Here is a 21,847-nt window from a genome sequence, read left to right as displayed (position 1 = left end):
CCGGCCCGGCTCATTTCTGCTCGACAGTCGGCAACGGGCGCGGAGGTGGAACTGCCAACGGTGACCAGCACCTTGGGCTCCGTAGTTCGCGAGGGTTGCGATCGGCCCGAGGCACTTGCGGTGAGGATGGCCTTCGCTCGTCGAACAACTTCACGTGTCGGAGCGAGAGCAGAGTTCGATCAACGCAAAGATTACTTTCCGGCAGGGGCTTGGAACGAGACATTGGAGCAAACGATCGAGCGCGCTCGCGAAGCAAGGGTAATCCGCGCATTCGTGGAATCCTAGAGGCTGGGTTAGCCTTTGGCCGGGTTCAGTCCTGTTGTTGTTCGTCTCAGTAGCGCGACGGCGTCCTGATATCTATCGGCGGAAATCCAGTTCGGGCTCTGGCGTTCGACTACGGTGAAAATCTCATCATCCGATGCCGTTCTGATGCCGTGCAGGACATTGTTTAGAAAGTAGTTCTCGTGGCCGCCGGTCTGGCCCAGCATGGCTTTGGCAACAGCCTCTGGCGTGGGTGCGATTTCTTCGGGAAGCGTTGCTGTCGCGAGGATCAGGTCGAAATCCGCCGCAGCGCCACCCTCTCAAGTTGGCCAGGGTATATCCAGGGATCCGTCCTCGCGTACGACCGAGAGCGACGTTCTTCCCGCCTTGCGGAAGTGGTCCTGCCACGATTGAGCGAGACTTCCGTCCGCAACGCCTTCGCGAAAGAGGATCCCGACGCTGCCCCAGTCAGAACCTAGCGCGTCCGTTTCGGCTTTGGGTGCTTCGGCTTTCCAGAGTGCCGACGCCTCTGCGACAAGGTCCTCGATCGTAAGCACCTCGTGCCGGCATGGCACGAGCAGACCCGTGCCTGCTTGACCATGCGCTCGTAAAACCATCGTGAATGTGTTCAATCGGCTCAAGGATTTCCGGCCTTAGTCGATCGGGACGCGAACTGGGACTGCCCTGGAAACGTCGAGCCGGTTGTCCCGCCAATGCTGCCGCCCGCCGTCAGTTCCGTCGTCCCAAAACAGCGAGCCAATGATCAAGATACCGCAATTCATTCCCAACACCGTCGATCAGCGTCGCCACAGAGTTCGTTTATTGTTTCTGAGACCCACAGGGCAACAATGCCGAGTTTGCCGTGGATCGAGATCAGGCCCAAGGTCTGCTATACGTTCGCTGCGCAGATTTTGCTGACATGCGTCACATTAGCAGTGGGTTTCCGTTGCAACCGATCGTGCCATTTCTTCCGTTCTTCTCCTCAAGAGCTGGATGATCGTTCGACCAATTCGGCAGGGCACGTTTGAATATCTTGTAGATTAATGACTGCTATTGGCATGCCTGATAGGCAGCCTGAATGACGGATTCGGGGGCGCGAAGGGGACGTCGCCTCGCGACAGCGGCCCATTGCGGTCACCGTCGCTTGCCTCAAATCTGCGTGCGGCGGGAAACCGGTCGCGGCTCGAGCGTTTGCCGGCCAAGATTAGCTGGCCATAGACCGGTTCAGCCAGTCTACGATCCGCATGGGACCAATGTGGGCGAGGTTTCTCGGCAGCAATGTGTCGTCGTTCAGTTCGACGCCATAATATCGCGCGCGGTCGTCCGTGATGACCTGGCGCGGGTCGTCGTTTGCTGCGATGAGCATGCGAGCGATTTCGTCGAATGCGAACCGGTCCGGACCGGCAAGTTCCACTCGGTGGCCACCTCCGCGACGTCGTCGGCTACGGGCCGCACGGACGCGGAAGGAAGCCAGATGCCGTCGGCATCTGCCGCCATGTCGATCAGGCCGCTCATGAACTTGAAGAATTGCGTTGAATGGAGGATCGTATAAGGCCGTCGGGCCGCCCTGATTAAGTTCTCCTGCACCATTTTTGCGCGAGGACGAGCGCAGCTTAGCCAGGCTACATATTCTATAATCGGTGCTCCGGGCTGCCTCAAGCCTGAGGCCTGCAATTGGCCCCTTTTAGCTTCGTGCTTACGCCTCTTGAGTTGCGTTGGAGTTTGCGCTCTACTCAGCCAGGGGGCGATCGACATGGGCGTTCTGTCGTGGCTGAAATCACGCGTGACGAGCGACCCGCAGCCGACGGTCGTCCATGACATAGCCACGCCCGCGGGCGAACCCAGTGCTACGGTCGTCTTCGTGCACGGTCTCAACGGGGACGCGCGCACGACATGGCAATTTGATCGCTTGAATGGCGAGACCTGGAAGGAGTGGCTCGTCGAACTCGAACCCGGTCTGAAAATTCTGACTGTCGGCTATCGGCTTGCATCGTCGAACTGGGGCGGCGGCGCGATGTCGATCTACAACCGCGCGATCAACGTGTCCGCTTCGCTTGCGGATCACCTTCCGACGGACGACCGATCATTTTCATCTGCCACAGCTATGGCGGCCTGCTTGTAAAGCAGATGATCCGGACAAGCCTGGATTCGCCGGAATACAGATTCGTCTCCGCTGACACCAAGGGCATTGTCTTCATGGGGACGCCGCATTCCGGCGCATCCATGGCCAACTATGTCAGCGCCCTCGGAAAAATCTATCGGCGCAGCGGCGCGATCGCCGAGCTGACGCGCAACAATGACACTCTGCTGGATCTGAACCGATGGTTCCGGAACAAGGTTGTTGATCTCGACCTGCGCATCATGGTTTTGGCGGAAGACCGGCCGACAAGTGGGCTGCGTGTCGTCGACGAGTCGTCGTCCGATCCGGGGATCAATGGCGTGACACCGATCGCGATCGACGCCGATCACATCGACTTGCCCAAGCCTCAGGCGGGATCTGACGTCAGGGTCAAGCGGGTGCGGCAATTCATCAAGGGCCTTCACGAGCAGCGTCACGTTGAACCTGTCACGCGGGATTGCAAGCCGTCCCCGATGCAACGCCTCATCATGGCGAAGAGCCCGGACGAACTCCGCGCGTTGGAGCGGCAGTTCGACAAGGATCTCATACGCCAGCCTAGCGATGCGGATACGCACGAGGCCCTCGACGAACTGAGAAGGCAACGGCAGCGAATGTACGAAACCCTGACCTCGGCCCGTTCCCTCCCTGACTGCCGTGGCTCAGTTAGAGGTTCCGGAGCTGTCGTTTCCGGTTTCGAGGATGTGGCAATGATGGGTGAGCCGGTCGAGAAGCGCGGTGGTCATTTTGGCGTCGCCGAAGACGCCAGCCCATTCGCTAAAGCTGAGGTTGGTGGTGATGATGACGCTAGTGCGCTCGTAAAGCTTGCTGAGCATATGGAAGAGCAGCGCGCCGCCTGACGCGCTAAATGGCAGGTATCCGAGCTCGTCGAGGATCATGAGATCGGAGTGGACGAGACGATTGGCGATCACTATGTGACTGTTCTGGGTGGCCGGTCATTCAAAAGCCATAAAGCTGAAGACGCTCGTGGCAGTACAAACGGATCAAGCATGATCTTCATCACCGGTTGGTCAGCATGTCCGTGAGGCAGCGTTTTCGCCTTAAAGGCCGCGCTTGCCAGGACGGATTTTATCCACAGGACCTGAATGAGAAGGTTCGCCGCGACCAAAGCAGATTGCGAGGTTCAATGCGATGTATTCCCGCCCAGACCTTGTTCCAGTTTCCATTGTTATTGCGAACTACAATTATGGACGCTTTCTCGGACGCTGCATCGACAGCGCGTTGGAGCAAAGTTACGACAATGTAGAAGTCATTGTCATCGATGATGCCTCGACGGACGACACGGCCAATGTCGTCGCCTCGTATGGGCCGCGAATCAAGACATTTCCGCGGGAAGTAAATGGCGGGCATGCCGCAGCGTTCAACACCGGCTTCGCGTTGAGCCACGGTAAGATCGTGATGTTTCTCGACGCCGATGATTACCTCTATCCAAATGCGATATCTGAGGTAATCGATGCCTGGGAAAACAATACGGCCCAGGTGCAGTTCAGATTGCACATCGTCGATGAGCATATGCATGAAAAGGATGTGTTTCCGCGTCCGGAGGTACCGTTCGATTCTGGCGATGTCACGCCGAAGCTGCTGCAAAAAGGCCGCTATCAGACCACCGTCACGAGCGGCCTGGCATTCAAACGGTCCGTTCTTGACGCCATCATGCCAATTCCGGAAAAGGATTTCAGGCAAGGGGCCGATGGATATTTGGTCACCGTTGCGCCCCTACATGGAGACGTGACGTCGATCGATGATTGCCTCGGTGCTTATCGCATGCATGGCGCCAACCATTCTGCCTTTGCAGAACAACTCGGCCAACGCGCACGCTGGCGGGTACAGCATGACTTTCATCGGCTAGAGGCCCTGTCGGATCAGGCAGCCGAGATCGGCCTGGAGGTGCGGCCGGACGTCAACCTCCATGATCCCATCCATTTGGAGGAGCGCTTGGCATCACTTTGCATCGACAGGCAGCAACACCCTGTCGCCGGCGACTCCAGGTTTGCCCTGGCGACTGCCGGCGCGGTTGCCAGCCTGGAAATGAACGCATCCCGACGACGCCGTGCGATGCTGGCAGCCTGGTTCCTTTCCGTCGGCGTCCTCCCTCGTCACATGGCGAAAGCCATCCTGTCATGGAAGCTTGTGGCCTCATCGAGGCCCAACGCCCTGCGGCGCCTTTTGAAAACTATCCGCCATGCCATGGGATAGCTCGCTTTGGAGAATTTACGCACGCGAGTTTCGGCTGCTTTTATCGGCAGGTCGCACTTCATTCAGCGCCCACATTCCCCAGCCGGGCTCGTGTGGCTCTCCCTGATCTTCCGGCCTCAAGCGCTGATCTCTTCTCTCTACGCCGTCGGCATCAAGGCCTTGCGGTTCACGGGGCTCTGTTGTCTGAGAAGCAAGGCTATTCATTGGCTGTCCTTTGCGTGGTCGGCTCGATATTGCGTCGAAGAAACGCCCATAATCCGCCGAAAGGTGGCGCTGAACGCGCTATCGGAAAGGTAGCCCAGCGAATCGGCTATGGAGGAAATCGGCTCACGACCGCGCCGGGGCCGCGCGGCAGCGAGGCGCATCCGCCAGGGATTCCCTGACACGTGGGAATTCATCGGCGGCATCGGATCTGTCACCGATCAGATCGGGAATGCCGTCGTCCCTGCCGTTGGGCAGGCGATGGGATCGGACTGGCGATGTTGTCGGCGTTGAAGGGATGGGAGATCGACTGGGAGCGGATGATGAGTATCCGCCCGGCCAAACGGATATTGGTCGCAGCGCCTCCGCTTACCGAGGTATCAGGTTTAGATCTTATAGACACTCCGCTCACGATTTAAGGAGCTGGAGAAGAAATCGGCGCATCGCTGCATGCGCCGATTTCCTTGTACTTCAGCAGGAGTGCGAATCCGTAAGGGCATCGCGGGCGCAATTTGATCTGCTTTACTACGTCACGTCGGGCAGCTCGCCGATCAGCTTGTCGAGCGTGATCGGATAGTGCCTGACACGGATGCCAGTTGCGTTATAGATCGCATTGGCGATCGCCGCAGACACCCCGCAGAGGCCAAGCTCGCCGACGCCCTTGGCCTTCATCGGCGACGACATCGGATCAGCCTCGTCCATGAAGATCACTTCCTGATGGGGGATGTCCGCATGCACAGGCACCTCGTACCCCGCCAAGTCATGGTTGACGAAGAAGCCGCGACGCGTGTCGACGGCAAGCTCCTCCGACAGTGCCCCGCCAGCTCCCATGGTCATCGCACCGATAACCTGGCTCCGGGCGGTGATCGGGTTGAGGATGCGCCCGGCTGCACAGACGGCCAGCATGCGGCGGATGCGCGTCTCGCCCGTGGCGCCGTCGACGCCGACTTCTACGAAGTGAGCTCCGAAGGTCGACTGCTGGTGCGTCTTCGTCAGGTCGCCCCACTTCATCGTGTCCTCGCCGACGAGTGCTTCGTCGCCAGCGGCGTCGGCGAGCGCAACGGACCGATTGCCGGAGCGGACCTGCCCGTTCTCGAACACGGCGTCCTGGGAGTTGAAGCCCAACTTGCTTGCGACTGCCTCACGGAGCTTCACACAGGCCGCATAGACGCCCGACGTCGAAGAGTTCGCACCGAACTGGCCGCCGGATCCTGCCGACACCGGGAAGCGCGAGTCGCCGAGCTGCACGGCCACTTTGTCGATGCCGACGCCCATCATCTCTGCAGCGGTTTGCGCAATGATCGTGTAGCTGCCAGTGCCGATATCCGTCATGTCGGTTTCGACCGTGACGACGCCCTCGCGGTCGAGCTTCACACGAGCGCCCGACGGAATCACGAGGTTGTTGCGGAAGGCAGCCGCAACGCCCATGCCGACCAGCCAGTTACCCTCCCTGCGCGATGCCGTTTTCGGCCTCTCACTCCAACCGAACCGCTCGGCGCCGAGGGTAAGGCAACCATTAAGGTTGCGTTGGGAAAATGGACGCTCCGGATGTTCCGGATCCACCTGCGTGTCGTTGACGATACGGAACTGGATGGGGTCCATCCCCACCTTTTCGGCCATCTCGTCGATAGCGATCTCCAGCGCCATCAGCCCTGGTGCTTCGCCCGGCGCGCGCATCGCATTTCCTTCCGGAAGATCAAGCGTCGCAAGCCGCATGGCTGTCATGCGGTTGGCGCCCGCGTAGAGAAGCCGCGTCTGGTTGACCGCCGTCTCCGGCCCGCCTCCTGGAAGATCGCCCGACCAACTCTCGTGAGCGATCGCCGTAATCTTGCCGTCGCGCTCGGCACCGACGCGGATGCGCTGGATCGTCGCCGGACGATGGGTCGTGTTGTTCGGCACAAAGGGACGCGGGAGCGCGACCTTGACCGGACGGCCAACCGCCTTCGAACCGAAGGCTGCAAGAACGGCGTCGGCACGTAGGAAGAGCTTGCCGCCGAAGCCTCCGCCGATAAAAGGCGACATCAGGTGGACCTTCTCCTTCTCGATCCCGAGCGTCGTCGCCAGATCGGTCCGCCACCAGTCGATCATCTGGCTCGACGTCCAGACTGTCACCTCGTCACCGTCCCAGACGGCGATGGACGCATGCGGCTCCATCATCGAGTGAGACTGGTCCGGTGTTGTGTAACTCTCGTTCAGGGTAACGGGTGCTGACTTAAAGGCTGCCTCGAAATCGCCGACGGCGGTGTCAGGCTCAGTGGATTCGTCCGGCTTTGCGGCGGACGCCATCGCTGCCCGAAGATCGAAAATGCCCGCTTCTTCTTCGTAGTCCACCTTGACCAGCGCCGCGGCTGCGCGGGCCTGTTCGAATGTCTGCGCGACAACGACGGCGATGGCCTGGTGGTAGTGTTGGATCTCGGCGCCGCCGAACAGTTTGGCGGTATTGAACTTGCCCTTCTCCAGGTTGCCGACGTCGAGGGTCGTGACAACCGCGAGCACCCCAGTCGACTTCTTCGCGTTGGACGCGTCGATCGACTTCACCCTACCTTTGGCGATGGCAGCCCCGACAGGGTAGCCATAGACATAGGGCGTGTTCTGGTCATGCCATTCGTAGGCATACATCGCCCGGCCAGTGGTCTTGAGTTGGCCGTCGATGCGATGGATCGGTTTACCCACCATCTTGAGCTGGTCGATCGGGTTGGTCGTTGCTGGCTTGTCGAACTGCATGATTACCCCCTTGCCTCCGCGATGACAGCCCCGAGTGTGCGCTCGACGAGGTCGACCTTGAAGCGGTTCTGCTCGGTCGGACGGGCGTCTGCCATCAGGACGGCGATTGCAGCCTTGGTGCCCTGCGGAAGTTTTCCGTCAGCCTCTTCGACGCGCCAGGGCTTATGGGCGACGCCGCCGACAGCGACACGGCCCGTACCATCGGGATGGATGACCGCCCCAACCGACACGAGGGCAAAGGCGTAGGACGCGCGGTCTCTTACCTTCCTGTAGATGTGTTTGCCGCCGATCGGCGGTGGAAGGACGACAGTGGTGATGAACTCGCCAGCTTCGAGAACGGTCTCGATATGTGGGGTCTCTCCGGGAAGACGATGAAAATCGGCAATCGGGATCGAGCGTGTCGTCCCGTCCGCCTTGATGGTCTCTACCACTGCGTCGAGCGTCCGCATGGCGATCGCCATGTCACTCGGATGTGTGGCGATGCAGGCGTCGCTCGTTCCAACCACCGCGTGCTGTCGGGTGAAGCCGCCGATTGCCGAGCAGCCGCTGCCTGGCTGACGCTTGTTGCACGGCTGGTTCGGATCGTAGAAGTACGGACAGCGTGTCCGCTGCAATAGGTTTCCGGCGGCCGTCGCCTTGTTGCGAAGCTGGCCGGACGCACCTGCGACCAGGGCACGTGATAGGAGGCCGTAGTCGCGGCGCACCGTCTCGTGCGCGGCAAGCGCCGTGTTTCTGACTAGGGCACCGATGCGGAGACCGCCCTCCTTGGTCGGTTCGATCCTGTCGAGGCCGAGCCCGTTGACGTCGATCAGGTGGGCCGGCCGTTCGATCTCGAGCTTCATCAGGTCGAGAAGATTGGTGCCCCCCGCGATGAATTTTGCGGCAGGATTGGACGCGGCCGCTTTTGCAGCCCCTTCAACGGAGGTGGCACGTTCGTAGGTAAAGGCTCTCATACTTCGAACCCTCCGACTTCCGAGATGGCGTCCAGGATGTTGGAGTAGGCCCCGCAGCGACAGATGTTGCCGCTCATGCGTTCGCGGACTTCGGCGGCGGTGAGCTTCGCCGGGCCTGTCAGGTCGGCGGTGACATGGCTCGGAATGTCCGCCTTGATCTCTTCGAGAACAGCAATTGAGGAACAGATCTGGCCGGGCGTGCAGTAGCCGCACTGGAAGCCGTCATGCTTGACGAAGGCCGCCTGCATCGGGTGAAGATTACCGGGCTGCCCGAGACCTTCGATCGTGGTGATCTCGTCACCCCCGTGCATGACAGCGAGCGTCAGGCAGGAGTTGATCCTGTGACCGTCGACTATGACGGTGCAGGCTCCACATTGGCCGTGGTCGCAGCCCTTTTTGGTCCCAGTGAGATGCAGGTGTTCCCTCAAGGCGTCGAGGAGCGTCGTCCTGTTGTCGACTTCCAGTTCCCGCCGTTCACCGTTAACGGTGAACGCCACAGGCGTCGTGAATTTCATATCGTCTCCCGCTGGCTGGGCAGCCGCGCTACTTGCAGCGGTCCCCGTGACCACGACCGTAGCGGCGGAGGATATAAGAAGCTCTCGGCGAGAAAGTTCCAGTTGGTTGTAAGTCGACATGTCGGCTCCCTTCGGTGGCGTGGGGTGAGCTAAGGCGAAATGCAAACAAGTTGTTTCCTGACATAGGGCCTTCAACAGCAATGATTAAGTGCCATCTGCCGCATGGCCTTATCGATGCCATTCATAAATAAGTGTTGGCTGCGTGAGCGCGCACTGCGAGAAGTCCGTAGTCACTGACGCAGGCGGAAAGTCCGATTATCGAGGCCCAGTTCAAGAAAAAGCCGATCACGGACTCGTTGAAGTCCCACATGTCGAGCGTGTAGGACAGCATCAGCTTTGACCCGAACGCCATTTCGGAACAGGACTGTAGGCCCATAGCGCGATAGCCGCCGCGAGCGTCCGACTCCCGATCGACCGGATCGCGCTGTCGCGGGAGATGCGAAAAAGCCGCCGGCTAACCGTTCGAGAACACTCAGGATCTCTGCAACGGCGCCGACATTTGGAGCTTGACCGAGTTCGCGAAGCCAGCATCCACCGCAGAGGGTTTCCCATTCGGTCGACCACGCCCTGGCAGCTTCTTTGACGACCTCTAGGGCATATCTCCTTTCGGTGACCTCCTTCCGAAGCCTCTCGATTTGCATGGCCGATGTCGCACCCAAACCTGATCATGCTTTATGATCGTCCGGAATTCCTTCGGACGGATGTCGATCGCGAGACGCTACGGGTTTTCGAGATTTATCGATAAAGGATAAGTTGGGGATTGGTATCAGAGATATTTCTTGAGCCAAGCCACCGTGGCAGGCCGAAGACGAGCATATATTCGACTAGGAAAACAGAAGTCCGGAATCCGTTGGCCTACGAACCTACCCAGCCCGACGCAGCGTGAAAGAAAGGATTGGGTCTGTGGACCCGTTTGCAGCTTGATTTCACATTCGGGCTGGATGCGCGCTGAGGCCCGAAATGGGCTCACTCCGGGATTCGTCGAACATCGAAAAAACTAATAAAATCAAAGCCACAAGAAGGAGTTGGTGCGGTCGAGATGCACAAAAGGTGCGCTCGGTCTGACTCGCGGGGCGTGGGCTTCCGAGTGCGGCTCGGCTGGCAGATCAAAAAAGTTGGCGTGTCGCGGGCGCGCGGTTCCCCGGCACATCGCAGCCAGTGCTGCTGACACTCCGAGCTGAGATCGTCAACTAAATCCTAAAAGTCGAGGCGGTGCCGGACAGGTTGGGCGCTCGTGCGCCGGTTCGTTGGCCATGGCGAGAAACCGGAAAACCGCCATGTTCGCCATCCCTGTCGCGTCCGGTTAACACGGCCCGCGCTCGCTAGAGAAATGATATGGCCCCTCAAGAGTTCCGGACATCTGCGCTCAGCGCGTCGCTTCACATGGGGTGCTTCCGGAATCGAACGGATACGGGCAGTCGACGTCTCCTTAGCTCACCGCGGAGCGGCACTCGAATCCTGTGACCTCGAACTTTGTTCGCAAAGCTTTCGCAATATCGGCTGCCGCTGTTGAACACCCCATACCCGTGAACTAAGCCCGCCATACCCGTGAACTGAAATGCCACTGAAAAAGGCTGCGGAAGTTAACTTAGCCTTTGTTTCTGCACGAGTCCGAAAAGAGCGCCTGTTTCTCGTGATTGGATCCAGAGAGAAAAGGAGGCACCTCGACAACACATCGCCGTGACCTGCCTTCCAATTGCACCAGCGCCATGCCAGTATCATTGCATGACTCTCCCCAGGACCGTCCATCGTCTGTTCCTGTTCGTCGCGATGCTCGCGGTCCTCGTCGCCCCCGCAAGCATCGGGCTCGCAGGCAGCGCCATGGCATTCTCACTGCCGGCGATGACCGCCGACATGGGTTCCATGCCCGGCATGAAGATGACGGAGGAGATGCCCTGCTGCCCGGAACAGCAGCCCGTCAAGACCACCGACTGCGCAAAGGACTGCCCGCTGTCCCTGGTCTGCACGACATCGATTTCCGCCCCTGCACCCGATATCCATGGCTGGTCGTTCGCCATCTCATGGCTGCCCCACAGCTACGGTCCGATTTCCGCGTCGCAACTGATGTCCGCGTTCCTCGAGCCTCCGGCCCGACCTCCGAAAGCCTGATCTCAATTCATCTTTGAAACACGCCCGCGTTTCACGCAGCACGCCCGCGCGCCCGTGATCCTATGGCACATCAATTTTGACCCGAGGACGTGATCAAGGATCCGTCCCGATGAGATCGGATATCATGAACAAGACTTCTTTTTCCGGAGCGATGCTCCTCGCCGGCAGCCTGGTCGCCGGCTCCGCCACCGTATCCTTCGCAGCCGCGCAGGACTACGAATTCCAGCCGGTGTCGACCGAGGTCAAGCAGGGCCAGGGATCATTGGTCGCCGTCCGCCTGATCGACAAGCGGACGGGCAAGCCCGTTCCCGACGCCGTCATCTTCACCACCCGCATGGACATGGCTCCCGAAGGCATGGAGGTGATGACAACGCCCGTCGAGGCCGCAAGCTCGACGGAACCTGGCGTCTACGCCTTCAAGACCGACTTCACCATGGCTGGCGGCTGGCGCTTCAAGCTCGCCGCCAAGGTTCAGGGCGAGCCGGATACCGTCCAAGGCGAACTCGTCCTGAAGGCGGCCCCTTGAACACGCCATCGCGTGTGGCAGCCACGCTCTCCCTCGCCGTATTGCTCGGCGGGGGAGGCTATTGGGCTGGCACCAACAACGTGGTCTCCATGGTCGGTCTTGACTTGGCTTCGACGGCGTTAGCCACGCCCGCCCCCATGGGCGTCCCGACCGGTGCGATTATCTACTACCGCCATCCGGACGGGCTGCCGCGATTCTCCGCGACGCCGAAAAACGCAGACGACCGACGTTCCTTCGTCGCCGTGCATGCCAGCGAGGACGTGAGCTTCGAGGACAAGGCGAAAGCTCCCGAATCGACGAAGACGGCTGATGTGACGCCGACTGGGGAGACCGACAAGGGACGCATCCTCTACTACCGGAATCCGATGGGCCTGCCGGACACGTCGAAGGTGTCGAAGAAGGATTCGATGGGCATGGACTACATTCCCGTCTACGAGGGCGAGCAGTCCGACGCCTCGACCGTCAAGGTCTCGCTCAGCAAGCTGCAGCGCACCGGCGTGAAGACAGCCTCGGCCGAGATGGCGAGCATCAGCCGCAAGGTGCGCGTTCCGGGTACTGTGACGCTCGACGAGCGCCTTGTCAGCATCATCTCGATGCGGACGGATTCCTTCGTCGACGACGTCGCCAACGTCACCACGGGCGACCATATCGGCAAGGGCGAGAAGCTCTTCCGTTTCTATTCCAAGGAGATCGCCACCGCCGCCTCGGAATACGCCGTCGGCCGCGACGGCTCGCGCGGCAACGACGACGCCGGATCGGCGCTACGCCTGAAGAACCTCGGCGTGCCACAGGACCTGATCGACGGCATCGCCCGGACTCGCCAGGTGCCGACGAGCATGACCTACACCGCGCCACGCGACGGCATCGTCCTCGGACGCGCGGCGATCGCAGGCATGATGGCCAAGCCCGGCGACGTTCTGTTTCGTATCGCCGACACCTCCGACATGTGGGTGACCGCCGACGTTCCCGAATACCATCTGGCCTCGGTCCGTATCGGCGCGAATGCCGAGATTACAGTCCGCAGTCTGCCCGGCCGGACCTTCCACGGCACTGTCGACCTCGTCTATCCGGAGGTGGACACGCAGACGCGGACGACGAAGGTCCGCATCGAGCTTCCCAATCCTGGCGGCGTCCTGCTTTCCAACATGTATGCCGACGTCGAGATAGAGGCCGGTGCTCCCAGCCCCGTCGTCTCGGTTCCCAACAGCGCCGTCGTCGACACCGGCGACCGTCAGGTCGTGTTCATCGACAAGGGGGACGGACGGTTCGAACCGAAGGACGTCAAGCTCGGTGTCCGCGGTGACGACAATACGGAGATCCGGCAGGGCGTCGCGGTCGGCGACAAGGTCGTCGTCTCGGCCAACTTCCTGATCGACGCCGAAAGCAACCTGAACTCCGCCCTCAGCGCGATGACCGAGGAGGCCAAGCCATGATCTCGCGCGTCATCTCCTGGTCCGCCCACAACCTCGTCCTGACCTTCGTCGGCGCGGCGCTCGCCGTGGCGGGCGGGGTCTACGCGCTGCGCTCCCTGTCGCTCGACGCCATCCCCGACCTCTCCGACGTCCAGGTCATCGTCTACACCGAATATCCCGGTCAGGCCCCGCAGGTGGTCGAGGACCAGGTCACCTATCCGTTGACCACCTCGATGCTGACCGTTCCCAAGTCGAAGGTCGTGCGCGGCTTCTCCTTCTTCGGCGTCTCCTTCGTCTATGTGATCTTCGACGACGGCACCGACCCCTACTGGGCGCGCAGCCGCGTTCTCGAATATCTCAACGCGGCGTCGAGCCGCCTGCCGCAGGGCATCACCCCGACGCTCGGCCCCGATGCCACGGGCGTCGGCTGGGTCTACGAGTATGCCCTCGTCGCCAAGGAACTGTCGCTTGCCGAGCTGCGGTCGCTGCAGGACTGGGTCGTGCGTTTCGGCGTGTCGAAGTCCGAAGGCGTCGCCGAGGTCGCGAGCGTCGGCGGCTTCGTGAAGCAGTATTCGATCGTCGTCGACCCCGTCCGCCTGAAGGCGCAGGGCGTCTCGCTCAACGATGTCGCCAACGCTGTGCGCGCCAGCAACACAGATGTTGGCGGTCGGACTCTCGAGCTGTCCGAGTTCGAGTTCATGGTGCGCGGTCGCGGCTACCTGAAGGGCATTCCCGACATCGAGAATATCGTCCTGAAGAGCCAGAACGGCGTGCCGTTGCGCCTCGGCGACGTCGCCAGGGTGGAACTCGTTCCGGACGAGCGGCGCGGCATCACCGAGCTCAATGGCGAGGGCGAGGTAGCGGGCGGCATCGTGTTGCAGCGCTTCGGAGCAAACGCGCTGACTGTCATCGACAATGCCAAGAAGAGCATGGACTCCATCAAGGGCAGCCTGCCGCCGGGTACGGAGGTCGTGCCTGTCTACGACAGATCGACTCTGATCGAGGCGGCGATCGAGACCCTGAAGGGAACGCTGATGGAGGAATCCATCGTCGTCGCGCTGGTGACGGTCGCCTTCCTCCTGCATGTCCGAAGCGCGCTCGTCGCCATCGTCATGCTGCCGATCGGCATCCTCATCGCCTTCATCGCGATGCGGCTGCTCGGTCTTGGCGCCAACATCATGAGCCTCGGCGGCATCGCCATCGCCATCGGCGCGATGATCGACGCGGCGATCGTCATGATCGAGAATGCCCACAAGCATCTGGAACGGGCGCCGCCCCGCAAGCCACGGGTGGAAATTCTGGTCGAGGCCGCAAGCGAGGTCGGTCCGGCGCTGTTCTTCAGCCTGTTGATCATCACCGTCTCGTTCCTGCCGATCTTCACGCTGGAATCGCAGGAAGGCCGCCTGTTCAGTCCGCTCGCCTTTACCAAGACCTTCTCGATGGCAGCTGCAGCACTGCTGTCGGTGACGCTGGTTCCCGCGCTGATGGTTCTCTTCGTCCGGGGACATATCGTTCCCGAGCGGAAGAACCCGGTGAACCGTATCCTCATCTGGCTCTACCGTCCTGTCATCTCAGGGGTGCTGAAGGTGAAGACGCTGACGATCCTCGCCGCCGTCGCCATCCTGGCGGCGACCGTCTGGCCGGCGCAGCACATCGGCAGCGAGTTCATGCCCAATCTCGACGAGGGCACGCTGATGTACATGCCGACGACGCTTCCCGGCATCTCGGTCACCAAGGCGGCCGAACTGATGCAGACGCAGGACCGTATCATCAAGTCCTTTCCGGAAGTGCAGAGCGTGTTCGGCAAGGCAGGGCGCGCCCTGACGGCCACCGATCCGGCACCGACGGAGATGTTCGAGACGATCATCCAGCTAAAGCCGAAGTCCGCATGGCGGCCGGGCGTGACCATCGACAGCCTCAAGCAGGAGATGGACGCGGCGCTACAGTTCCCCGGCGTCTCCAACGCCTGGACCATGCCGATCCGCGGCCGCATCGACATGCTGTCGACCGGGATCAGGACGCCTGTGGGCGTGAAGGTCTACGGCACCGATCTCGGCGAGATGGAGAAAATCGCCCGCCAGATCGAGAGCGTGCTGAAGACGGTTCCCAGGACGTCGAGCGCCTATGCGGAACGGGTGATCGGCGGCTACTACCTCGACATCGTGCCGGACCGCACCGCGCTCGGCCGCTACGGATTGACGATCAAGGATGTCCAGGATGTGGTCGGCATGGCGCTGGGTTCCGAGGTCGTGACCTCGACCGTCGAAGGGCGCGAACGCTACGGCGTGGCCGTCCGCTACCCGAGAGCCTTCCGAAGCGACCCGCAGTCGATCGCTCGAGACGTCCAGATCTCACTGCCGGGCGGCGGAACCGTTCCGCTCGGCGCGGTGGCCGACGTCAAGCTCACCCGTGGTGCGACGACGGTCCGCACCGAAAACGGCCAGCTTGCCGTCTATGTCTATGTCGACATCGCTGGCCGAGATCTCGGTGGCTATGTCGCCGAGGCACAGCAGGCCGTGGCAAAAGCCGTGAAGTTGCCGCCCGGCTACTCTGTCGCCTGGAGCGGCCAGTTCGAGTATTTGCAACGGGCTGAGGCGCGGCTCGCCATCGTCGTTCCTCTGACGCTGGCGCTGATCTTTCTGCTGCTCTACCTGAACTTCAAGGCGCTGACCGAGACGATGATCGTCATGCTGTCGCTGCCCTTCGCACTCGTCGGCGGCATCTGGCTGATGTGGTGGATGGGCTTCAACGCCTCGGTGGCGGTTGCCGTCGGCTTCATCGCGCTTGCGGGCGTGGCGGCCGAGACGGGAGTGATCATGCTGATCTATCTCGACCACGCCATGAAGGAGCAGCGCGCAGCCTGCGCGAAGGAAGGCCGCTCCTTCTCGAAGTTGGACCTCAATCGGGCCATCATGGTCGGCGCGGTCGAACGCGTCCGGCCGAAGATGATGACGGTTGTCGCCATCATGGCCGGCCTCGTCCCGATCCTCTGGCGAACGGGCACCGGCTCGGAGATCATGCAGCGCATCGCCGTGCCGATGATCGGCGGCATGGTATCCTCGACACTGCTGACGCTGATCGTCATCCCGGCCGTCTATGGCCGCGTCAAGGGATGGCGGCTACCGGCTGCATCTGCAGCGAGCGGGTTCGTCGAGGAAGACGAGCGCAGTCTCGAGGCGGCCGAATGAAAGGAGCATGCGATGATGAACGACATGATGGGCGGCGGCATGATGTGGGGGATGGGCCTTGCGGGTCTGCTCGGCATCATCCTCGTCGTTCTGGCGATTGCGGCGCTGGTCAAGTATCTGCTCTTCCGGTGAAGTCTTCGTCCGCATCATCGATCAATGGTCCTTGTCGTGGGCATCCGGATTTGGCCGAACGTCGTGACGGCTTGTGTTCGACGCGCTTTAGCGTCATCCTCTCCGTCGTTATGAGGCACTGGTCGAGCCGACAGCTTGTCCGTTTGCTGCTCGCGGTCTTCGTCGCCGCGGGGATGGGTCTTTCGGTGGCCAAAGCGAGCGCAATGGCTGCCCAAATGGCGGCGATGCCCCACCATGCGATGCATGGCCATGGCGACTGTCCCGATTGTCATGACCAGCCCGGCGACGGAGCCATGAAGGCAACGGCTTGCGGCACTATCTGCGCCGCGCCTGCCCAGAGGAAACCTCAGGATGTCCATGATGGCGAGCAGCCTACCGGGCGTCGAATTTACGCCTGCGTATCGCATGCTAGAGGTTGAACTCAACAAGATTGTGGGCGTTTATAACCTCACCAACTGGATCGGGCAGACGCCGCCGGAAGAAAGGAGCATCCCTGCGTTAGCGCCTCAAGCATGGATCAGCTCACGCCAAAACCGGCCTCGGAAAATCGCGCACGAGATCGATCGAGGATAATCACCGTTGTGCATGTTTTCGAAGAACACGGACCGGGAAACCACCAACCATCGGCCCGACCACCTTAACCATCACCTCGTGCTGGCCGAGTTAGGTTTAGGCGCAAGAAATCCAGAAATAATCTTTTATTTAGAATGGCTTGCGATACTTTTCAATGTATGCAATCTGCGAAGCGTGCAGTGCGCGGGAAACCATACGCCGACGGTCAGGCTAAGGCCTACAATGAACTCTGTCTCCAAATAGCGATCTGACGGGTGCAGGTTTGTCTGCGCTCCGGAAGCGAACGCTCTGTTCGCTCCCGATCAGATCGAACCCCGCTTTCAGCAATGCCTGCTGTGTATCAGCTGAGCCACTTTTAAATTCTCGCTCTTAGCGAAATACTGAGGTATGACATGCGGCTCAAAGTAGAAGTTTTCATCATATCTACGCATTGGGATGGTAGTCTATAATGTACTGGGGATTCTTAGGTCCCGAGGGTCTTCAAGGCGAGCGACGTGTCAGAACACTCGGCCTTGGGGCCGCGGTTCGGCATTTTAACCAAATCGCCGTGCCGGGAATGGGTGGCGTTTGGTTTTGCAAGCAGTTGATGCTTCCACTTCTAGGAATTCACGTCGCCGGAAATGCTCGGGCGACCGGGATAGCGGTCTCCAATATTGAGGTGGCAAACGCGATCGAAGCCGTCGCCTGCCTTTCTGCATACCAGGATCTCAACTGGAACCGGGACCCGCGTCTAAAAGGCGGGCAGAAGCTCCGGGGCGCATCGCAACCGTCATTCTCGCAAGCAAGAAAGCGAAGCTTCTACGTCTCCCAGCCGATGCGTATGTCGACGGTGGAACCGCTTCTTGCATTGGGTTTCGTGGACGGCGAAGGGGAGCGCTTCAACGCGATGCGACTCAACGACAAAGGTATCCGTTTCCTCAACTCCGCACTAGATAAATTTACACCCAGAAATCGAAGCGTGCCCGCCCATCTTCTTGCCTGGGTTCGCGGTTCGGAACACGCCGTCACGACATATCAGCTGACACAGGCGATCAGTCCGCTGACGCGTATGCCTGCCTATTCGGTTGCCATTCTCAGAGAGCAGATCGAAGCTTTCGCGCCAGACAGCAGTCGGCGTCGGGCAGCGCTTCAATGGGTTTCGAGCGGTAATGTTTCTCCAGACTGGGACGCTCGCCCCGCGGAAATCGACGAAGGCCACTGGCACGATCTCCGTATCGGAGCTCGGTTTTTTGTGGCACGCGACGCGGCGATCGACCTACTAGACGCGGTAGAGCAGGAGATTGCGTCGGCAGGCGGCAAAGGCTTCGCTTTGGATTCAACGCAGCGGTCGGCGAGAGTAGCGGAACTCACCGAGCGATTGCGCTCCAAAGCCCAGGAATTCCTTCGAGTAGGGGACGACAGGAGCCTCTTCGGCGACGCGCGAATTTTCTGTCGCGAGTGTGTGACCGAGGATGCGCTCGTACCTCTTGCGAAGCGCGATGGCCGCATTTTGAGATATCGCCAAGGCGCAATCGTACCCGGAGCCGCATTTAATCACTCCGCTAGATCTCCTGAAACGCCAGCCCAAGCCGAAGCGGCCCCGCCGGAGACAGGATGGCCGCCAGGAATATCGCGCCGCATAGACTCTCTCCCATGGATGTCCCTGGATTTGCGAGGCGAGTTGGACAAGCACATCGGGGGCAAGTCAGATGAGGAAGAATGACGTGCCGCTATCGCTCAGCATTTCGACGCACCGTCGGACTATGTCGGCGAATTCGGTTGGATCGTCGGCTATTCGGGCGACGCGCCTTTCCTGAACGATGCTGCCGAGCGCTTCACCCGCCGAACGATCGGCCAGCGTGCGTGGCAAGGCATTCCGCGGCTTGCGCTGATGCTCGACCCGGGCAGCCCTCAGTTGCCCCCGGTCGACATACCTGGGGTCGTCCATTTGCCCCGGCGCAAAGTCGAAAGGCCATTCAGACTGCTTCATGCAAAGGTCGCTATTCTGGGCTTCCGGCACGAAAAAGGGCCGACGACTGGCGGCTGCGACTAATCGTGTCGACGGGAAACTGGACGCGTCAGACGCTCGAGGAAAGTCTCGAGCTCTGCTGGACCGTCACGATAGACAAGAAGGACCTCGATCGCGACGACCGAGCTCTGGATTGTTCAGACGTCCGTGCGGCTTGGGATTTCGTGCAGTATATGCGCGGTTCGTATGACGACAGAGTCCTCTCTGATCAGCAGGTAACCTTACCACTCCGGGTTTCGATCGGCGATGTCGTCAAGCGGAGGAGATCTGGAGGCCGGAGTCGTGTTCGCTCCACAAGGACTGTATCGCAAGGCGGAAAGGGGATCGACGCGGCCAAGCGAGCACCTGCGAGATCGCGCTCAAGGATCGTCGTACGCTCCTCGACCTCGATTGCCAACAGTTCTGCGCTCTCACGCAGCTTCTGGCGCCCGACCTCCAGTTCTTCCTTTGTCGGCGAGACGTGTGCAGGCGCCCTGGCAGGTGCTGCCGCATTGCCGACAGGTCCGATACCAAGGATCACGAGCACTGCCGCCGCGAGAACGCCTAGAACCCATCCAAACCCAGAGAAGCCGTCGTCGGCGATCTGCAGATAGAGGACGACGAGGATGATCGCCGCAGCCGCGAGTGCTGCATATTGCTGGTACTCGGAGAGGACGATCTTCATCCTCGTCGTCCTATTGCCGGACCAGCGAAACGAATCCTGAGTGCGATGTTGGCGATTGCTGCCACGCATGCAGCTGCCACACCGAATGCAACCACTGTCGTAGCCGGGTAGGCAACAAAATAGGCTCCAGGGAACCGACCCATACCGGAATAGCTGAAATATCCGGAGACGGCGATCACGGCGCAGAAAGCGAGCCATCCGGCCAGCAGATATCTAGCCAACACGGATCTATCGAATGTGGCGGCAAGGCCACCAAGTATCAAGGTGACCGCAACGCCCCGGACTAGAATCGCCAGCCAGGGCTCAGGATATACCGTCACCGCAGCAGCATCAGTGCATCGTGAGGCATCAAAGAAGCGCAGGTTGCTGATCGGCGGGCACTCACTACCCGGCGGCGTATAGTTGGCCTTGCCGTAGGCGTATGCACCAAGCATGGCGACCGATGATAGTCCAGTCGACTGCAACAATATCTGCCTCTCGGCGCTCTGGCCGACATAAACTGTCGGCGAGGCCGCAGGGGCGGTCTACTCGGTGTCCGCGAAGCGGGGATACCGGGCCGCGATGCAGACCATCGAGAACGCCGGGGAGATCGGCGATCTGAAGAAGCTTGGCACGGCAGCGGAGAAGCTCGGCCCGAAATATCGCGGCATGCTCGCCCTGCGCAATGGGGCCAAGCTGACAGCGAAGCTCGCCGCGCGGCTTCTCGAGGTGATCTGGACACTGCTCGGGACGGCAGCGTGGATCGTGTGCGCCGTGTGGGCGTTCTTGAGGCTCTTCCTCAAGGCGTCGAGACTGCCGTTCAAGCTTGCGCGGCGAACATCGAAGCGGGATGCGCCACAACACCCAGGCCACCTTCCGGATCCGAGCGCAAAGCCAGTGCCTGAATTTCTTTCCTCCAACGGTTGAAGTCCTCGATCATGGCCAGAAACAGCTGCGACAGCCCGCTTCTCGATATCCTACAGCGCTCCGCCATCGCGGGGCGGGCCTCAGCGCCGGGCGCGACATCTACAAGGCGTCGAAGGATAGCATCCTGCTTCTGCTTGTCGCGGCCTTCACCCTGTGCGGCACCGCCTATGGAATGTGGAATATGACGCGCGGGCATGACCGCGGCCCGGTCGGCACCTTCTTCGTGACCTTTGTCCTCACCGCCATCCTCATCGGGGCAAGCCTCCCGGCCTTCATGCTGATCTTCCTGTTCGTCGCACCCTTCTTCCACGAGTGGAAGGGGGAAAATCCGGCGCATTACATCGCGGTCGCGGAACTGGCGGCGCAGGGCGTGCTCGCCGCGATCGGCCTCGCATTGGGACTTCTGGAAAGGCCGCGACGCACGGCCGCCCACAAGGTCGAGCGGGACAATGCCGCCTTCCTCGCCAGCAACGGGTTCCGTGATGTCGGGGGACAGCGGAAGGTCATCGTTGACAGGGACGGCAACGAGCTTGTTCCGGACGATTTCAGGACCGACGCGGTCGTGTTCAAGGTCAGGGGGCGACGCGGCGTGCGGGCGAAGATCCTTCTCGACGAACAGGGCCGGATGGTCAGCTACGTTCCCGCTTACCCGACCCCCGTAAGGGGGTTCGCCGCCAGCCAAAGCGGCATCATCAGGCGGCAACTGTGTCTACGTGCTGTTGCATCGCTTCCCGGAGGAAAGCCTCGATCTGTGTCCAGGCCTTCCTCTCATCGCTGTCCATTCCGCGATCGACCGGGAAATCATGTCGGCCCCGACTGTTGCGGATCCCGACCGCATTCATATGGCTGCCGGCAGTGTCATTAACTTCGCCGTCGTTAATGTACTCGGCGCATACTGCCGCGCCAACGAAGCCGATCGCCCGTTGATGGATCTATCCGCGCTTTCGGAATGGGAGCAAGATTGGCTGCTCAATATCAGCGCCGTCGACCTCGTCCTGCTCGGCGGGTCGCCGCTGTCGGCGGTCGAACGGAGTCTGGAACACAGGATGGTCATCCCGCATTTCGCCAAGCCGAAGCGGAGCACAGAAACGTCCGAGATCCTTCCGTCCGAAGAAGATGTGGAGCAGCGCAGGCGCGATTTCGTGTCAGCCCGGTTTCGAGAGCTATTCAATGCTCCGGGAGTTCCCAACCTGAATCCGAAGTACGCCCCCGAAGGGGCATAAGACAGAGACGCCAGCACCATACAATTTGAAGCCGACATTCTCCTGGGACTGGCGGCGTT

At 60.8% G+C, this 21,847-nt stretch carries 21 protein-coding genes and 1 pseudogene; 12 read left to right on the top strand and 10 right to left on the bottom strand.

The window, feature by feature from the left end; all coding sequences use genetic code 11:
- Positions 1–293 precede the first annotated feature (293 nt).
- Complete coding sequence (locus HGP14_RS15895; protein WP_168830823.1) at positions 294–488, bottom strand: hypothetical protein; 195 nt, start codon at positions 486–488, stop codon at positions 294–296.
- A 977-nt stretch (positions 489–1,465) separates the two neighbouring features.
- Positions 1,466–1,675, bottom strand: coding sequence for a hypothetical protein (locus HGP14_RS35240; RefSeq protein WP_205927179.1), 210 nt, complete (start codon positions 1,673–1,675; stop codon positions 1,466–1,468).
- Positions 1,676–2,014: 339 nt separating this feature from the next.
- Between HGP14_RS35240 and HGP14_RS15885 the strand changes: the two genes are divergently transcribed.
- A complete protein-coding gene (locus HGP14_RS15885; RefSeq protein ID WP_168830822.1) occupies positions 2,015–2,383 on the top strand; it encodes a hypothetical protein in 369 nt (122 codons plus the stop codon).
- Positions 2,384–3,039: 656 nt separating this feature from the next.
- Here the strand turns inward: HGP14_RS15885 and HGP14_RS15880 are convergent.
- Positions 3,040–3,306, bottom strand: a pseudogene (locus HGP14_RS15880) (ATP-binding protein); the annotation flags it as partial.
- A gap of 223 nt (positions 3,307–3,529) precedes the next feature.
- Here HGP14_RS15880 and HGP14_RS15875 point away from each other — a divergent pair.
- Positions 3,530–4,594: a glycosyltransferase family 2 protein gene (locus HGP14_RS15875; RefSeq protein ID WP_168830821.1), complete on the top strand. Its 1,065-nt coding sequence runs from the start codon at positions 3,530–3,532 to the stop codon at positions 4,592–4,594.
- Positions 4,595–4,794: 200 nt separating this feature from the next.
- Here HGP14_RS15875 and HGP14_RS15870 read toward each other — a convergent pair whose 3' ends face one another.
- Positions 4,795–4,959, bottom strand: coding sequence for an AraC family transcriptional regulator (locus HGP14_RS15870; protein ID WP_246704466.1), 165 nt, complete (start codon positions 4,957–4,959; stop codon positions 4,795–4,797).
- Here HGP14_RS15870 and HGP14_RS35515 point away from each other — a divergent pair.
- Complete coding sequence (locus HGP14_RS35515; protein ID WP_246704465.1) at positions 4,907–5,089, top strand: DNA cytosine methyltransferase; 183 nt, start codon at positions 4,907–4,909, stop codon at positions 5,087–5,089. The two genes, HGP14_RS15870 and HGP14_RS35515, sit on opposite strands and share 53 nt — an antisense overlap.
- A gap of 231 nt (positions 5,090–5,320) precedes the next feature.
- On the opposite strand, the gene paoC is transcribed toward HGP14_RS35515, so the two are convergent.
- Genes paoC through paoA form a run of 3 tightly spaced genes read right to left on the bottom strand, consistent with a single transcriptional unit; the run spans position 5,321 to position 9,107 of the window.
- Positions 5,321–7,519: an aldehyde oxidoreductase molybdenum-binding subunit PaoC gene (gene paoC, locus HGP14_RS15860; protein ID WP_168830819.1), complete on the bottom strand. Its 2,199-nt coding sequence runs from the start codon at positions 7,517–7,519 to the stop codon at positions 5,321–5,323.
- A gap of 2 nt (positions 7,520–7,521) precedes the next feature.
- Complete coding sequence (locus HGP14_RS15855) at positions 7,522–8,472, bottom strand: xanthine dehydrogenase family protein subunit M (RefSeq protein WP_168830818.1); 951 nt, start codon at positions 8,470–8,472, stop codon at positions 7,522–7,524.
- Positions 8,469–9,107: an aldehyde dehydrogenase iron-sulfur subunit PaoA gene (paoA, locus tag HGP14_RS15850; RefSeq protein WP_168830817.1), complete on the bottom strand. Its 639-nt coding sequence runs from the start codon at positions 9,105–9,107 to the stop codon at positions 8,469–8,471. Before paoA ends, HGP14_RS15855 begins: the two co-directional genes overlap by 4 nt.
- A 1,665-nt stretch (positions 9,108–10,772) precedes the next feature.
- On the opposite strand from paoA, the gene HGP14_RS15845 reads away from it, so the two are divergent.
- The 6 genes from HGP14_RS15845 to HGP14_RS15820 all read left to right on the top strand — a co-directional run bounded on the left by HGP14_RS15845 (position 10,773) and on the right by HGP14_RS15820 (position 18,689).
- On the top strand, positions 10,773–11,156 hold the full coding sequence (locus HGP14_RS15845; protein WP_168830816.1) for a hypothetical protein: 384 nt from the start codon (positions 10,773–10,775) through the stop codon (positions 11,154–11,156).
- A gap of 109 nt (positions 11,157–11,265) precedes the next feature.
- Positions 11,266–11,682, top strand: coding sequence for a FixH family protein (locus HGP14_RS15840; RefSeq protein WP_205927178.1), 417 nt, complete (start codon positions 11,266–11,268; stop codon positions 11,680–11,682).
- Positions 11,679–13,115, top strand: a complete 1,437-nt coding sequence (locus HGP14_RS15835) for an efflux RND transporter periplasmic adaptor subunit (RefSeq protein WP_205927177.1) — start codon at positions 11,679–11,681, stop codon at positions 13,113–13,115. Before HGP14_RS15840 ends, HGP14_RS15835 begins: the two co-directional genes overlap by 4 nt.
- Positions 13,112–16,282: an efflux RND transporter permease subunit gene (locus tag HGP14_RS15830; protein WP_168830815.1), complete on the top strand. Its 3,171-nt coding sequence runs from the start codon at positions 13,112–13,114 to the stop codon at positions 16,280–16,282. Before HGP14_RS15835 ends, HGP14_RS15830 begins: the two co-directional genes overlap by 4 nt.
- Positions 16,283–16,765: 483 nt before the next feature.
- Entirely contained in the window at positions 16,766–16,987 is a 222-nt protein-coding gene (locus HGP14_RS15825; RefSeq protein WP_168830814.1) for a hypothetical protein, read from the top strand.
- Between the two features lie 448 nt (positions 16,988–17,435).
- Positions 17,436–18,689 carry a hypothetical protein gene (locus HGP14_RS15820; protein WP_168830813.1) on the top strand — a complete coding sequence of 418 codons (1,254 nt, stop codon included), beginning with the start codon at positions 17,436–17,438 and terminating at the stop codon, positions 18,687–18,689.
- Here HGP14_RS15820 and HGP14_RS15815 read toward each other — a convergent pair.
- The 3 genes from HGP14_RS15815 to HGP14_RS15805 form a co-directional block, all read right to left on the bottom strand.
- Positions 18,672–18,956 (bottom strand): hypothetical protein, encoded by a 285-nt coding sequence (locus HGP14_RS15815; protein WP_168830812.1) that lies wholly within the window; start codon positions 18,954–18,956, stop codon positions 18,672–18,674. The two genes, HGP14_RS15820 and HGP14_RS15815, sit on opposite strands and share 18 nt — an antisense overlap.
- 247 nt (positions 18,957–19,203) lie before the next feature.
- The gene (locus tag HGP14_RS15810) at positions 19,204–19,659 is read right to left on the bottom strand and encodes a hypothetical protein (protein ID WP_168830811.1); all 456 of its coding nucleotides are present in this window, start codon (positions 19,657–19,659) and stop codon (positions 19,204–19,206) included.
- Positions 19,656–20,126, bottom strand: coding sequence for a hypothetical protein (locus HGP14_RS15805; protein WP_168830810.1), 471 nt, complete (start codon positions 20,124–20,126; stop codon positions 19,656–19,658). The genes HGP14_RS15810 and HGP14_RS15805 overlap by 4 nt, the downstream gene beginning before the upstream one ends.
- A gap of 94 nt (positions 20,127–20,220) precedes the next feature.
- On the opposite strand from HGP14_RS15805, the gene HGP14_RS15800 reads away from it, so the two are divergent.
- From HGP14_RS15800 to HGP14_RS15790, 3 genes are all read left to right on the top strand, one after another.
- Entirely contained in the window at positions 20,221–20,565 is a 345-nt protein-coding gene (locus HGP14_RS15800; RefSeq protein WP_168830809.1) for a hypothetical protein, read from the top strand.
- A 181-nt stretch (positions 20,566–20,746) separates the two neighbouring features.
- Positions 20,747–21,430, top strand: coding sequence for a hypothetical protein (locus HGP14_RS15795; RefSeq protein WP_168830808.1), 684 nt, complete (start codon positions 20,747–20,749; stop codon positions 21,428–21,430).
- A complete protein-coding gene (locus tag HGP14_RS15790; RefSeq protein ID WP_168830807.1) occupies positions 21,408–21,788 on the top strand; it encodes a hypothetical protein in 381 nt (126 codons plus the stop codon). Before HGP14_RS15795 ends, HGP14_RS15790 begins: the two co-directional genes overlap by 23 nt.
- The last annotated feature ends 59 nt before the right edge of the window (positions 21,789–21,847 follow it).

The organism is Rhizobium sp. P32RR-XVIII (genome assembly GCF_012641395.1).
Lineage (GTDB): Bacteria > Pseudomonadota > Alphaproteobacteria > Rhizobiales > Rhizobiaceae > Rhizobium.
The sequence above is the reverse complement of the archived record's forward strand: the minus strand, read 5'-3'. Positions and strand labels throughout refer to the sequence as shown.

Coding starts and splice junctions, on each gene's coding strand:
- HGP14_RS15800 (WP_168830809.1), top strand. CDS start 20,221: ATGCAGACCATCGAGAACGCCGGGGAGATCGGCGATCTGAAGAAGCTT.
- paoC (WP_168830819.1), bottom strand. CDS start 7,519: ATGCAGTTCGACAAGCCAGCAACGACCAACCCGATCGACCAGCTCAAG.
- HGP14_RS15810 (WP_168830811.1), bottom strand. CDS start 19,659: ATGAAGATCGTCCTCTCCGAGTACCAGCAATATGCAGCACTCGCGGCT.
- HGP14_RS15820 (WP_168830813.1), top strand. CDS start 17,436: ATGTACTGGGGATTCTTAGGTCCCGAGGGTCTTCAAGGCGAGCGACGT.
- HGP14_RS15845 (WP_168830816.1), top strand. CDS start 10,773: ATGACTCTCCCCAGGACCGTCCATCGTCTGTTCCTGTTCGTCGCGATG.
- HGP14_RS15840 (WP_205927178.1), top strand. CDS start 11,266: ATGAGATCGGATATCATGAACAAGACTTCTTTTTCCGGAGCGATGCTC.
- HGP14_RS15825 (WP_168830814.1), top strand. CDS start 16,766: ATGTCCATGATGGCGAGCAGCCTACCGGGCGTCGAATTTACGCCTGCG.
- HGP14_RS15895 (WP_168830823.1), bottom strand. CDS start 488: ATGCTGGGCCAGACCGGCGGCCACGAGAACTACTTTCTAAACAATGTC.
- HGP14_RS15855 (WP_168830818.1), bottom strand. CDS start 8,472: ATGAGAGCCTTTACCTACGAACGTGCCACCTCCGTTGAAGGGGCTGCA.
- paoA (WP_168830817.1), bottom strand. CDS start 9,107: ATGTCGACTTACAACCAACTGGAACTTTCTCGCCGAGAGCTTCTTATA.
- HGP14_RS15790 (WP_168830807.1), top strand. CDS start 21,408: ATGGCTGCCGGCAGTGTCATTAACTTCGCCGTCGTTAATGTACTCGGC.
- HGP14_RS35515 (WP_246704465.1), top strand. CDS start 4,907: ATGGAGGAAATCGGCTCACGACCGCGCCGGGGCCGCGCGGCAGCGAGG.
- HGP14_RS15885 (WP_168830822.1), top strand. CDS start 2,015: ATGGGCGTTCTGTCGTGGCTGAAATCACGCGTGACGAGCGACCCGCAG.
- HGP14_RS15875 (WP_168830821.1), top strand. CDS start 3,530: ATGTATTCCCGCCCAGACCTTGTTCCAGTTTCCATTGTTATTGCGAAC.
- HGP14_RS15815 (WP_168830812.1), bottom strand. CDS start 18,956: ATGAAGCAGTCTGAATGGCCTTTCGACTTTGCGCCGGGGCAAATGGAC.
- HGP14_RS15870 (WP_246704466.1), bottom strand. CDS start 4,959: ATGCGCCTCGCTGCCGCGCGGCCCCGGCGCGGTCGTGAGCCGATTTCC.
- HGP14_RS15795 (WP_168830808.1), top strand. CDS start 20,747: ATGACGCGCGGGCATGACCGCGGCCCGGTCGGCACCTTCTTCGTGACC.
- HGP14_RS15830 (WP_168830815.1), top strand. CDS start 13,112: ATGATCTCGCGCGTCATCTCCTGGTCCGCCCACAACCTCGTCCTGACC.